13 protein-coding genes are annotated in these 12,381 nt (G+C 74.7%); 4 read left to right on the forward strand and 9 right to left on the reverse strand.

Features of this window, described 5'->3' with window-relative positions; all coding sequences use genetic code 11:
- Nucleotides 1-62 precede the first annotated feature (62 nt).
- The 3 genes from ACFV6I_RS31005 to ACFV6I_RS31015 all read right to left on the reverse strand — a co-directional run bounded on the left by ACFV6I_RS31005 (nt 63) and on the right by ACFV6I_RS31015 (nt 4,959).
- Nucleotides 63-611 (reverse strand): hypothetical protein, encoded by a 549-nt coding sequence (locus tag ACFV6I_RS31005; RefSeq protein ID WP_380428866.1) that lies wholly within the window; start codon nt 609-611, stop codon nt 63-65.
- 6 nt (nt 612-617) lie between these two features.
- Nucleotides 618-4,469 (reverse strand): glycosyltransferase family 2 protein, encoded by a 3,852-nt coding sequence (locus ACFV6I_RS31010; RefSeq protein WP_380428868.1) that lies wholly within the window; start codon nt 4,467-4,469, stop codon nt 618-620.
- A gap of 217 nt (nt 4,470-4,686) precedes the next feature.
- Nucleotides 4,687-4,959: a WhiB family transcriptional regulator gene (locus ACFV6I_RS31015; protein ID WP_063349134.1), complete on the reverse strand. Its 273-nt coding sequence runs from the start codon at nt 4,957-4,959 to the stop codon at nt 4,687-4,689.
- Between the two features lie 629 nt (nt 4,960-5,588).
- Here ACFV6I_RS31015 and ACFV6I_RS31020 point away from each other — a divergent pair.
- The 3 genes from ACFV6I_RS31020 to ACFV6I_RS31030 all read left to right on the forward strand — a co-directional run bounded on the left by ACFV6I_RS31020 (nt 5,589) and on the right by ACFV6I_RS31030 (nt 8,582).
- Nucleotides 5,589-6,197, forward strand: a complete 609-nt coding sequence (locus tag ACFV6I_RS31020; RefSeq protein WP_380428878.1) for a cysteine dioxygenase — start codon at nt 5,589-5,591, stop codon at nt 6,195-6,197.
- Between the two features lie 104 nt (nt 6,198-6,301).
- Nucleotides 6,302-7,261 (forward strand): 2-phospho-L-lactate transferase, encoded by a 960-nt coding sequence (gene cofD / locus ACFV6I_RS31025; protein ID WP_363377420.1) that lies wholly within the window; start codon nt 6,302-6,304, stop codon nt 7,259-7,261.
- Nucleotides 7,262-7,289: 28 nt separating this feature from the next.
- Nucleotides 7,290-8,582 (forward strand): coenzyme F420-0:L-glutamate ligase, encoded by a 1,293-nt coding sequence (locus tag ACFV6I_RS31030; RefSeq protein ID WP_380428870.1) that lies wholly within the window; start codon nt 7,290-7,292, stop codon nt 8,580-8,582.
- 4 nt (nt 8,583-8,586) lie between these two features.
- On the opposite strand, the gene ACFV6I_RS31035 is transcribed toward ACFV6I_RS31030, so the two are convergent.
- The 5 genes from ACFV6I_RS31035 to ACFV6I_RS31055 form a co-directional block, all read right to left on the reverse strand.
- Nucleotides 8,587-8,856, reverse strand: a complete 270-nt coding sequence (locus ACFV6I_RS31035; protein WP_380428872.1) for a type II toxin-antitoxin system RelE/ParE family toxin — start codon at nt 8,854-8,856, stop codon at nt 8,587-8,589.
- Nucleotides 8,853-9,125: a type II toxin-antitoxin system Phd/YefM family antitoxin gene (locus ACFV6I_RS31040; RefSeq protein ID WP_063349130.1), complete on the reverse strand. Its 273-nt coding sequence runs from the start codon at nt 9,123-9,125 to the stop codon at nt 8,853-8,855. The genes ACFV6I_RS31035 and ACFV6I_RS31040 overlap by 4 nt, the downstream gene beginning before the upstream one ends.
- 128 nt (nt 9,126-9,253) lie before the next feature.
- Complete coding sequence (locus ACFV6I_RS31045) at nt 9,254-9,700, reverse strand: PIN domain-containing protein (RefSeq protein WP_063349129.1); 447 nt, start codon at nt 9,698-9,700, stop codon at nt 9,254-9,256.
- A complete protein-coding gene (locus ACFV6I_RS31050) occupies nt 9,697-9,951 on the reverse strand; it encodes a type II toxin-antitoxin system Phd/YefM family antitoxin (protein ID WP_063349128.1) in 255 nt (84 codons plus the stop codon). The genes ACFV6I_RS31045 and ACFV6I_RS31050 overlap by 4 nt, the downstream gene beginning before the upstream one ends.
- A gap of 25 nt (nt 9,952-9,976) precedes the next feature.
- On the reverse strand, nt 9,977-10,942 hold the full coding sequence (locus tag ACFV6I_RS31055) for a DNA-3-methyladenine glycosylase family protein (protein WP_380428874.1): 966 nt from the start codon (nt 10,940-10,942) through the stop codon (nt 9,977-9,979).
- A gap of 6 nt (nt 10,943-10,948) precedes the next feature.
- On the opposite strand from ACFV6I_RS31055, the gene ACFV6I_RS31060 reads away from it, so the two are divergent.
- Complete coding sequence (locus tag ACFV6I_RS31060) at nt 10,949-11,440, forward strand: SgcJ/EcaC family oxidoreductase (protein WP_063349126.1); 492 nt, start codon at nt 10,949-10,951, stop codon at nt 11,438-11,440.
- 19 nt (nt 11,441-11,459) lie between these two features.
- Here ACFV6I_RS31060 and ACFV6I_RS31065 read toward each other — a convergent pair.
- Nucleotides 11,460-12,381: peptidoglycan recognition protein (locus tag ACFV6I_RS31065; RefSeq protein WP_380428876.1), on the reverse strand; the 922-nt coding region annotated here is incomplete at its 5' end.

Consider the following 12,381-nt stretch of genomic DNA (forward strand, 5'->3'; position numbering starts at 1 on the left):
TCACCTGTCCGGGCCGGGGCGTCCGGGCACCGACCTCAAGGAGTTGCTGTGCAGGACCGCGCTCAGCGACACGGAGGCGGGTGGGCGGGGGTAGGGAGCGGGGGCGGGGCCGGGGGTGGGGCGGGGCGGGCGGGGGGGGCCGGGCGGCCGGGCGGGGGGGGGGCGCGGCCCGCCGGGGCGGAGGGGGCGGTGGTCGGCGGGGTCGCGGGCGCGGCGGCGTCGGAGAGCCAGCCGGCCCCGCCGGTGGCGCCGCCCGTCCCGGGCGGGGTGTAGGCGGTGAGCGTGGTCGAGCCGGTCAGGCCCTGGAGCGGCTGCGGGCAGACCGCCGCCGTCCGCTCGACCTGCGCGGTGGTCGGGGCGACGCCGCCGTCCGCCTTGGCGGGGGCGGCCGGCGGGCGCGTCTCGGCGATCCCGAACACCGCCGCGAGCACGACGGCCGCGGCCAGCAGGGACTGCGTGGTCCTGGTGCCCCCGGACCGCCCGGCCGGCCGGGCGGAGGCCGCGGGCTCCGGCGCCTGGGCCGGGGCGGGCCCGGACTGCCCGGCCTCGGCGGCCTCCGTCGGCTCGACGGCCTCGGGCGCGGACTTCTTCCTGAATGCGGGCTTCTTCATCGCGGGTCAGCTCCCCGATCCGTGCTGGTGCGGGTACCGGCCCGTGCCGTTGGGGTCGTTCGGGTCGTTGGGGTCGCAGTAGGGCTCGGCCTGCGGCTGCCCCGGCACCCACGGCTGCTGGTGCTCCGTCTGCTGGTAGGGCTGCTGCTCGTAGCCGTACTGCTGCTCCTGCGGGTACGGCTGCTGCTCGTAGCCCTGCTGCGGGTACGCCTGCGGCTGGTAGCCCTCGTAGCCCTGGCCGTCGTACCCCTGGCCGCCGTACGGCGCGGCCACCGGCTGCTGGGCCGCGTACTGGTCGTAGCTGTACGGGTCGGCCTGCTGGTACGTCTGGTACGGGTCGGCGTACGGCTCGGTCTCCTGGACGGCGGCGGCCGCCTGGACCGCCTCGGCCATCGGCTCGCCGGCCGGCTGCGCCGGGATCGCGCCCGGCGGGCCCTCGTACACCCCGCCGTCCTCGCCGCCCTCGCCGCGCTCGGCCATCCGGCGGGCCCGGCGGCTGCCGGGGGCGGGCGCCTGCGCCTGGGCCGCGGCGGCCAGCGCGGCGGCGGCCACCACCTCCTCGGGCAGGTCGTCGTCCTTGTGGCTGCGGCGTCCGGGCAGGGCCAGCACCAGGATGGTCAGGCCGAGCAGCACCTGGGCCCAGATCCAGCCGGTGTGCGCGAAGCCGTCCTCCCGGGTGACGGTCAGCTTGCCGCCGCCGGCCGGGAGCTTGAAGCCCTGCGCCCAGCCGTCGACCGTGACGGACTCCAGCGCGGTGCCGCCCACGGTGGCCTTCCACTCGGGGGCGGCGGACTCGGCGAGCCGCAGCACCCGGCCGTCCGGGCCGGCCGGAACGGTGGCGGTGAGGTCGCGGGCCCCGGCCGGGACGACCACCGGGGCGGCGCCCGGGGCGGTGATCACCGCGCGGACGGCGGGGGCGCCGGTGACCTGCCAGAGCGCGGAGTCGCCGTCCTGGTTGGCCTTGACCAGGCCGGGGGTGGTGTCCAGGACGTCCTTGTAGGTGCCGATCACCGACTGCTGGACCAGCACGTAGGCGATGCCGTAGCCGGAGAGCGCACCGGCCTGGTCGGCGCCGGAACCGGCCAGCAGGCTGCCGACCATCTTGTTCAGGCCGTCCTGGGTGCCGGTCGACGGGTCGACGGTGGACTCGGCCTGGCCGAGCGTCAGGCCCGCGCCGCGGACCACGGTGTAGCGGACCGCGCCGCCGCCCGGGTCGCCGGTGACGACCAGGGTGCGGGAGCGGTCGGTGGTGCCGGCCTCCTCCGCGATGAACGCGGGCACCTGGCCGGCCTGGGCCCGGTGCAGCGGCTTGCCGGCGCCGGTGAGCGCCCACCACAGGCCGGTGCCCAGCGGGGCCAGCACCGCGGCGGCCACCACCAGCGCGGCCACCGGCTGGCGCCAGCCGAAGGCGATCCCCGCCACGCGGGCGTTGGCGCCGTCGGCACCGATCGCGGCGGCCGCCAGCAGGGCGATCCCGGCGATCAGCGAGGCCGGACCGGCCCAGGCGGGCACCGCCGGGCCGCCGGAGGCCGGGGTGACGGAGGTGCCCGCCACCGCGACCGCGAAGACCAGACCCGCACCGGCCGCACCCCAGGCGGACAGCACCGCACGGCGACGGTCGGCGCGCAGCAGTGCGGCGAGCGCGGCGAGCACCACGCCGGCCGACAGCCAGACCGGCGGCACCCCGGCGCCGCCCGGGTTGACCAGCAGCAGGCCGGCCGCGCTCGCACCGGTGCCGTGCAGGCCGGGCAGGCCGGCCTCCAGCAGCAGCCACTGCGGGTGCGCCAGCACCGACAGCGACCACGGCGCCAGCACCAGGACGGGCAGCGCGAGGATCACCAGGACGCGCAGGCCGAGCAGGCGTAGTGCGGCGCCGCCCGAGCCGAAGGCACCGCCGCGGACCACCGCGACGACCAGCGTCGCCAGGCACAGCGGCAGGGCGAGCGCCCAGGTCAACGGCACGAAGGAGGTGGCCAGGGTGAGCAGCAGGACGGTCATCCAGACCGGCCGCCACCCCGGGCGGGCGCCCTTGGCGGCGCTCTCGTCACGGATGCCGAGACCCGCCGCGATCGCGGCGGCGCGGGCCAGCGGCGGCAGCAGCACGGCGAGGACGGCGGTACCGATCCGGCCCTGGGCGAGCGCACCGGTCGCGGCGGGCAGCAGCGCGTAGGCGGCGCTGGCCCAGGCCCGGACGAGCTTGGAGTCCAGCAGCGGCCGGGACACCAGGTAGGCGCTGACCGCCGACAGCGGCACGGTGAGCACGACCAGCAGGGTGAGCGCGAGGTCGGCGTGGTCGAACAGCACCCAGGACAGCACCGCGAGCACGCCGAGGTACGGCGGCGCGGCGGCGGCGGAGCCGGTGCCGATCGGGTGCCAGGCGTCCGCGTACATCGACCAGAGGCCGCCGGCGCCGTCGGTGGCCGGCAGCAGGGCGCCGCCGAACAGCTCGCCGCTGCCGAACAGGCCGCGGCAGGCGATCAGGGCGAACACCAGCAGGGCCGCGAACAGCACCGGCGCCGGACGCCGGGCCAGCTTCTTGATCAGCGTGAACTGCTCGACGACCAGGTCCTCGTCGTCCTCGCCGCCCGGCCCGGCCTCGACCGTGCCGTGCCGCCCGGTGTCGTCCCCTCCCCCTATGCCGAGGGAGCCGATCACGCCCTCGACGGCGAGCCGGGCGGTGGCGCCGGGCGGCGGGAAGAGCGTGCGGTCGTCCAGGGCGTCGGCGGCCCGGGTGCGGGCGCGCTGCTTGCGCGCGGCCAGCAGCCGGGGGAAGCGGACGAGTTCGTGGCCGAGGCCGGTGAGCTCGTCGAAGGCCTGGCGCGGGTCCTTGCCGAGCAGGTTGGTGACGGCCCGCAGCAGGGTGCCGAGCACCAGCCGCAGCAGGACGTAGGGGAAGAGCGCGCCCTTGCAGTTGGCGAGCAGGGTGTAGACGGCGCCGGCCTTGTCCACCCGGTGCGGGTGGGCGGGGCCGCAGTCGATGGCGCGGCGCTCGCGGCTGGCCGCCTCGGCGTGCCGCAGCACGGCGTCGGGGGCGACCACCACGCGGTGGCCGGCGGCGTTGACCCGCCAGCAGAAGTCGGCGTCGTCGCGCATCAGCGGCAGCGCCTTGTCGAAGCCGCCGAGTTCCTCGAAGACGTCGCGGCGCACCAGCATGCCGGCGCTGGAGACGGCGAGCACCGGGCGGACCTGGTCGTGCTGGCCCTGGTCCTGCTCGCGGCGGTCGAGGCCGGTCCAGCGGCGGCCGGAGCGGGCGATGGTGACGCCGACCTCCAGCAGCTGGCGGCGGTCGTACCAGCTGCGCAGCTTGGGGCCGACCACGGCGGCGCTGGGGGTGGAGTCGGCGACCTGGAGCAGCCGGCGCAGCGCGTCGGTCTGCGGCTCGCAGTCGTCGTGCAGCAGCCAGAGCCATTCGACGGGCTGGGTCTCGCGCGGGCCGCCGCGGCCGAGGTCGTCCTCCTGGGCGAGCGGGTCGCCGAAGTCGTCCCAGCCGCCGGTGACCGGGTCGTAGCCGGAGGGGTCGAGCCGGTACGGCAGGTCCTCCGGGCGCAGCGGCGGGCTGCCGAAGACGGCCTCGGCGACGGCGGTGCCGAAGCCGGCCCGGCGGCCGAGGAGCAGCGGGCCGCTCTCGGGCAGCCAGTCGGCGAGGGTGTCCGCGAGCAGTTGCGGAGAGTTGTCGGTGGAACCGGTGTCGACCGCGAGCACCCGCTGGACCTGGCGGTCCTGGCCGAGCAGGCCGGCGAGGGCCTGCGGCAGCCAGCGGGCCCCGTCGTGCGAGACGATCACCGCGGTGACCAGGTGGCGCGGGTAGGCGGGCGGCCTGGCAGCGGTGAAGCCGCTCTGGTGGCTGTAGACGGTCATCGAGTGCGCGGGCCTCAGTTCTCGGTGGACACAGCCGGTGAACGGCAACCGGATGGCGCACCACACTAACGGCTCCGGATGGCGGCTTCGTCCGCGGTGCCGGTGCGGGACCGGTGAAGAGCCGGCAGGGAACACGAAAGCGCCCCACCGCCGCGGTGAGGCGCCCGTACTGCCGTGTGGTTGTCGAAGGGTCAGCGGGGGTCGGCGGCCGCCCCGGTCAGACCGCGCTCTTCTTGAGCCGACGGCGCTCGCGCTCGGAGAGTCCGCCCCAGATGCCGAACCGCTCGTCATTGGCGAGGGCGTACTCCAGGCATTCCGAACGGACCTCGCAGGCGAGGCAGACCTTCTTGGCCTCGCGCGTGGAGCCGCCCTTCTCGGGGAAGAAGGACTCGGGGTCGGTCTGGGCGCACAACGCGCGCTCCTGCCAACCGAGTTCCTCTTCCTCCTCCGCGATGCCGTCACCGATCAACAGCTCAAAGAGCTCGCTCATGTGGCGCGCCTCCTCTGCCCCTACTTGGCGTCCCCGTGGTTGCCGTTGCCTCGTGCGGCCGACGACACGAGTGAAATTACAGTTGCGTCACTCTGGCTCAGTCAAGCCGAGCTCTGGTATTGGGGCGAGGATTCACTCCCCGGCACCAAGCCGTTACGAATAGTGTACATATTCGGACACATTGGACCTTCGATCCGAAAGCCCTGAACGGCGTCGAACCAGCCACAACCCTTCGGCGAGTGACGCTCGGTCACCATCACAGGCCGGTCATCGCCCTGCCTTCCCGGCGATCTTCCCATCGAAACATAGAGCGTGATTTATCACCCCATCCGGGCAACTTCTTGGCGTAACCCTCTCGAATGCCGCATCCCTGTGTTTGACACCGGCCCCACGGATGCGGTCTCCTTTCCCCTATGTCAGAGTTCGCCAGCCCCCGGAGCGGTTCCACGCTCCGCCGTGCCGTGAACTCTTGTTGTCGCCTCTGCTCCTGCTGTATCTAGGCGCCCGCGTCCCACCGCGCGCCGCCCCCAGGAAGCACAGAGGCCGCCCGCGATTCCCGTCCCAGGACATCCCGGATCCGGCTGATCCCCGACGAACCAGCCGCCACTCCGAGGACGACTCCCGTGCGTATGACCCGCATCCGCAAGCGGAACCGCGACCGCAACAAACTCGCCCGCCGAAGCCCCTCCCCCGCCGCGCCCGCCCGGGGCTGGACCGACGGCCTCAGCGACGTCTCCATCGCCGGCGACCCGCTCGCCTTCCCGCACCTGGCCCGCACCGACCTGCCCCGCCACCCCACCACCGTGGCCGGCCACGCCCGGCTGATCCGCGAGATCGCCGCCGACCGCGCCCGCTGGGAACCCCTGGTCCGCTACGACGCGCTCACCCGCTGGTACGCCCGGCTGGAGACCGGCCCCGGCTACGAGGTCTGGCTGCTCAGCTGGCTGCCCGGCCAGAGCAGCGGCTTCCACGACCACGGCGAGTCCTCCGGCGTGATGACCGTCGTCCAGGGCGAGCTGATCGAGCGCTCGCTCACCCGCGCCGGCGAGGGAGCCCGCACCCTGCGCCCCGGCGGGCAGCGGGTCTTCTCCTCCGGCTACCTCCACGAGGTGGTCAACGGCACGCTCGAACCCGCCGTCTCCATCCACCTCTACACCCCGGGCCTCACCGAGATGAACCAGTACGGCGGCACCGCCGTCCCCGAGCAGCACCCGCAGGCCCAGGCCGAGGCACACTGAGCACCCGCCCGCGTCAGCCCGGCCGTCGCACCCGCCGTCGCACCCGCCGGCGACCGGGCCGGCGACCGGGCTGACGGGCAGTCGGACCGTGGCAGGATGAACCCATGCGCATCGTGGCACTGGCAGGCGGAATCGGCGGAGCGCGCTTCCTGCGCGGACTCCTCGCGGCAGTCGGACCGCAGGACGAGATCACCGTCATCGGCAACACCGGCGACGACATCCACCTCTACGGCCTCAAGGTCTGTCCCGACCTCGACACCGTGATGTACACCCTCGGCGGCGGCATCCACGAGGAGCAGGGCTGGGGCCGCACCGACGAGACCTGGTCGATCAAGGCCGAGATGAAGGAGTACGGCGTCGGCCCCGAGTGGTTCGGGCTCGGCGACCGCGACTTCGCCACCCACCTCGTCCGCAGCCAGATGCTCACCGCCGGCTACAGCCTCAGCCAGGTCACCGAGGCGCTGTGCGTGCGCTGGAAGCCCGGCGTACGGCTGCTGCCGATGAGCGACGACCGGGTCGAGACCCACGTGCGGATCACCGACGAGCAGGGCACCCGGGCGATCCACTTCCAGGAGTACTGGGTCAGGCTGCACGCCGCCGTCGACGCCGAGGCGATCATCCCGGTCGGCGCCGACACCGCGAAGCCCGCGCCCGGCGTCCTGGAGGCCCTCGCCGCCGCCGACGTCATCCTCTTCCCGCCGTCCAACCCGGTCGTCTCCATCGGCACCATCCTCGCCGTCCCCGGCATCCGGGAGGCCGTCGCCGCCGCCCCCGCCCCCGTCGTCGGGCTCTCCCCGATCATCGGCGGCGCCCCGGTGCGCGGCATGGCCGACAAGGTGCTCGCCGCCGTCGGCGTCGAGGCCACCGCGGAGGCGGTCGCACTGAACTACGGCTCCGCACTCATCGACGGCTGGCTCGTCGACACCGCCGACCAGGCCTCGGTCGCCGCCGTCGAAGCCGCCGGGATCGCCTGCCGGGCCGTCCCGCTGCTGATGACCGACGTCGAGGCCACCGCCGAGATGGCCCGGGCCGCCCTCGCCCTCGCCGAGCAGGTGCGCAAGTGAGCGGGCGCGGGCGCAGCGGGGCGGGCGCATGAGCCTGCAGATCCTGCCGGTCGAAGGGCTGCCGGAGATCGACGCCGGGACCGACCTCGCCGCGCTGCTCGCCAAGGCCGGCGAGTACCAGGACGGCGACATCCTGATCGTCACCTCGAAGATCGTCAGCAAGGCCGAGGGCCGGCTGCTGCACGCCGCCGACCGCGAGGCCGCGATCGAGGCCGAGACCGTCCGGGTGGTCGCCCGGCGCGGCCACGCCCGGATCGTCGAGAACCGCAACGGCTTCGTCATGGCCGCCGCCGGCGTCGACGCCTCCAACACCGCCCCCGGCACCGTCCTGCTGCTGCCCGAGGACCCGGACGCCTCCGCCCGCACCCTGCGCGGGCGGCTCCAGCAGCTCACCGGCCGCCGGCTCGCCGTCGTCGTCACCGACACCTTCGGCCGGCCCTGGCGCAACGGACTCACCGACGTCGCCATCGGCGCCGCCGGGCTGTCCGTGCTGGAGGACCACCGCGGGCGCACCGACAGCCACGGCAACGAGCTGGCGCTCACCGTCACCGCCACCGCCGACGAACTCGCCGCCGCCGCCGACCTGGTGAAGGGCAAGACCAGCGGCGTGCCGGTCGCCGTCGTCCGCGGGCTCGGCCACCTCGTCACCGCCGAGGACGGCGACGGCACCCGGCCGCTGGTCCGCTCCGCCGTCGACGACATGTTCCGGCTCGGCACCTCCGAGGCGCTGCGCCAGGCCGTCACCCTGCGGCGCACCGTCCGCTCCTTCACCGACGCCCCGGTCGACCCCGGCGCCGTGCGCCGCGCCGTCGCCGCCGCCGTCACCGCGCCCGCCCCGCACCACACCACGCCGTGGCGGTTCGTCCTGCTGGAGACGGCGCAGGCCCGCACCCGGCTGCTCGACGCGATGCTCGCCGCCTGGCAGCGCGACCTGCGCGAACTCGACGGCTGGGACGACGCCCGGATCGCCCGCCGCACCGCCCGCGGCGACGTCCTGCGCGAGGCGCCCTACCTGGTGGTGCCCTGCCTCGTCATGGACGGCTCGCACCACTACCCCGACCAGCGGCGCGCCGCCGCCGAACGGGAGATGTTCACCGTCGCCGCCGGCGCCGCCGTGCAGAACCTCCTGGTCGCCCTCACCGGCGAGGGCTACGGCTCCGCCTGGGTGTCGTCCACCATGTTCTGCCGCGACACCGTCCGCGCGGCCCTCGACCTCCCGGACGACTGGGACCCGATGGGCGCCGTCGCCGTCGGCCGCCCCGCCGAACCCCCGCGCGAACGCCCGGACCGCAGCGCCGACACCTTCATCGAGGTGCGGTAGCGGTTCAGAGACCGCGATAGATCTCGCGGCGATTGCCAACGGCCACCACGAGGATCACCAGCACGCCGTCGTGGATCTCGTAGGCCACGCGGTAGACGCCGACCCGGAGACGGTAGAGGCCGACGTGACCCGCCAGCTTCTTGACATCCGGGCCCTCGACGTAAGGGTCCTCGCCGAGAACGGTGAGCGCGGTGAGGATCCGCATCGCGTCGACCTGGCTGATGTCACGCAGCTGGCGCCTGGCATGCGAGGTGAAGCGGAACGCGTACTTCACGCAGCGCTCCCGGAGGAGTCCTTGGGCGAGTCGAACAGGTCGGCCAGGAGCTCGGCCATGGTCACGGTGGGATCGTTCCGGTGCTGCTCGGCCTCACGGGCGAGCAGTTCGTCGGCGGCATCCTCGATGGCATCGAGGATCTCGATCGGCACGACCGCTCCGACCCGCTCGCCCTTCCGAGTGATCACGGTGATCTCGCCGGCCTCGGCCTGGGTGACCACCTCGGCGAGGTTCGCACGCAGTTCCCGGATGCTCAGTGCGTCAGTCATGCATCCAGCGTACACATCGACGTGTACACCGCACGGCGCTTCCGGTTCAGCGCCGCCGGTGGTCGTCGGGGGTGAGGCGCGAACGCCCGGACCGCGGCGCCGACACCTTCATCGAGGTGCGGTGAGGATCAGCCGTCGAGGTCGTCCGGCAGCAGCCGGAAGGCCTTGTGGTTGGTCAGCGGCCTGATCGCACGGAAGTGGCGACGGTCGACGGTCAGCACGGCGTCGGTCCTGAACTCCGCGGCCAGCGCGACGTTGATGGCGTCCGTCAGGCCGATGTCCAGGTCCGGGTACTGCCGCATGACCGCCCGCGCAGTGGCAAGGTGCGCACCCACCTCGGGCACCTCGAAACGGCCGATCGCACATCGGTCGATGATGTCGTCCAGAACGCGCATCGCCATCGCGGCTCCGAGTGTCCGGTGCGCGAGGTAGTCCAGCTCGGCCAGCACCAGCGGCGAGATGACCAGATGGCCGACCGTACGCAAGGCCTTCAGGCAGGCGTCGTGGTCGGGTTCCTCACCGGCGTATGCGGCGAGCAGGGCGCCGGTGTCACCGACCACCGCGACGTCGGTCACCTGCCGAATCCTTCCATGTGCTGGTCGAGGTCGGCCAGAATGCGCCCGCCGCCACCGGGGATGACCGGCATGTCGTCGAGCTCCTCCCCCATCGGATCGGTCCGGAAGGGGTAGACGGGTGCGGCCAGGCTCGGCGGCAGGATGGTGGCCACATGCCTGCCGTCCTTGGTGACGGTGACGGTCTCGCCCCGCTCGACGGCTCCTATCACCCTGGCCGTCTGCTGGTTCAGCTCCCGCATGGTTGCTTCCATGCGAGGCAGTGTACTACGGCGTAGTTCATCGCCGCCGGTGGTCGTTTGGGGTGAGGCGGGGGCCGTAGCGGGGGGCGTGGGGGGTGGTCGCCAGCAGGAGGCGGCAGAGGCGGTGGCGGTGCGGGCGGTAGGGCTCCAGCAGGGCGAGCATCTGGGCGTCGTCGCTGCGGGGGCGGCCGGCCAGGGCCCAGCCGACCAGGTTGGGCAGGTGGAAGTCGCCGACCGAGACCGCGTCCGGGTCGCCGTTGCTGCGCTGCAGGGTCTCGGCGGCCGTCCAGGGGCCGACCCCCGGGACGGCGGTGAGCCGGGCGAAGGCCTCGGCGTGGTTCATCGCGGCGGCCTCCTCCAGCCGGGGCGCCAGCCGGACGGCGCGCATGACCGTCGTCGAGCGCTTCGGGTCCACCCCCGCGCGGTGCCACTCCCAGCTCGGCACCAGCGCCCACTCCCGGGCCGACGGCGCCACCCGCATGCCCTCGGCCGGGCCCGGCGCCGCGGTGCCGAAGTCCCGTAGCAGGGTGCGCCAGGCGCGGTAGGCCTCGTCGGTGGTCACCTTCTGTTCCAGGATCGCCGGGACGAGGGACTCCAGGACCAGCCCGGTGCGGGTGAGGCGGACCGCGGCGGTGCGGCGCTGGGCGTCCCGCAGCGGTCCGGGCGGCAGCACCAGGGCCTCCGGGTCGTCCTGCGCGCCCAGCAGCACCGGCAGCCGCTCCAGCAGCCACGTCGCACCCGGGCCCCAGGCGGTCGCCTCCACCTCGCCGGCCGCCGGTCGCGCCAGCACCCGCAGCGTGCCGATCCCGGCCGGGGTCCGGGACGCCCGCCAGAGCGCGCCGTCGCCGGTGGTGCGGTACGCCGGGTCGGCGGGGCCCCGGCGCAGCGGCAGCAGCGTCCGGGCGACGTCCAGCGGGAAACCCGGCCGCCAACGCCGTACCGACTCGCCCGTCACCGCCGCGCACCTCCTCCGCTGTCCGGCTCCACCGCCTTCGTCGACCATGGGGATATGAACGATACGCGGCTGCCGGAGCTGTCCTCCGGGGACGAGAACGCGGTGCGGGCGCTGTACCACCGGGCGCTGGAGGGGTGGAACCAGCAGGACGGTTCGGCCTTCGCCGGGCCGTTCGCCGAGGACGGGGAGGTGATCGGCTTCGACGGCACCCGGCACTGCGGGCGGTCGGTGATCGCCGCCGAACTGGGGCGGCTCTTCGCCGACCACGCGACGCCGGAGTACGTGGCCAGGGTGCGCCGGGTCCGCGCGCTGGGGCCCGGGGTGGCGCAACTGGACGCCGTCGCGGGGCTGGTGCCGGACGCCGCGGAGGACCTGGACCCGGCGCTCAACGCGGTGCAGACGGTGATCGCGGTGAACGCCGGGGCGGGCTGGCGGATCGGGCTGCTGCAGAACACGCCGGCGCGCTACGACCTCCGGCCGGATCTGGCGGCGGCGTTGACGGCGGAGCTGCGGGGGCTGGTCGGGCGGGGGCCGGGACCGGCGTAGGGCGGTGCGGTGGGGTGCGTCAGGGGGTCTGGAGGTGGGCCGCGGCCATGCGGAGGGCGGGGAGCCGGGCGTAGAGGGCGTTGCCGGGGCACTCGGTGTTGAAGGCGTCGCGGTGACCGGAGACGGCGTCGAAGTCGACGACGGTGCCCTTGGGGTAGCGGCTGGCGTCGGAGGCGGAGGTGAGCTTGGTGCGGCCGTCGGCGGGGTGGCCGGTGAGGCCGAGCTTCCAGCCGGCGATGGCGGCGAGGCCGTCCAGGAGGGGCTGGGGCGGGGCGTCGCCGACGTAGGTGCCGATGGCGGCGACGCCGGCCGAGTCGGTGTTGAAGCCGAGGGTGTGGGCGCCGTGGACGGGCTGGTCGACGCCGCCGGCCCGGCCCTCGTAGACGGTGCCGCAGCGGTCGACCAGGAAGTTGTAGCCGATGTCCCGCCAGCCGCTGCTCTGAACGTGGTACTGGTAGATCGACCTGATCACCCGGGGGGCGTCGGAGCAGGCGTAGTCGGTGGCGGTGGCGGTGTGGTGGACGAACACCTCGTGGACCGGGCCGGTGTACTCGAAGGCCTGGTCGCGCAGGGACTCGTCCGCGCCCCAGCCGGCCCGGGTGACGATGGCGGGGCGCGGGGCCTGGTGGCCGTCGGCGGGGCGGCGGGGCAGGACCCGGGCGGCGGGCGCGGGCGCGCCCTGGCCTGGGTCGACCAGGTCGAGCCGCAGGCCAGGCGGGGGCCCGGCGGGGCCGGGGCGCACCTCGACGGCGACGCCGTCGCTGCGGCCGGTCCACAGGGGCGCGGTGGCGCCGCGCGGGGCGAGGTCGGGGCCGTCCTCGGTGTCGGCCTCCAGGTCGTGCCAGTCGCCCCAGCGGCCGGTGGCCGCGTCCCGGGTGCGGACCCGGACGGCGCCGCCGGCCAGCGCGTCCGCCGGGCCGTCCCAGCCGACGCCGAGGAGG

Source organism: Kitasatospora sp. NPDC059803, assembly GCF_042732255.1.
Lineage (GTDB): Bacteria > Actinomycetota > Actinomycetes > Streptomycetales > Streptomycetaceae > Kitasatospora.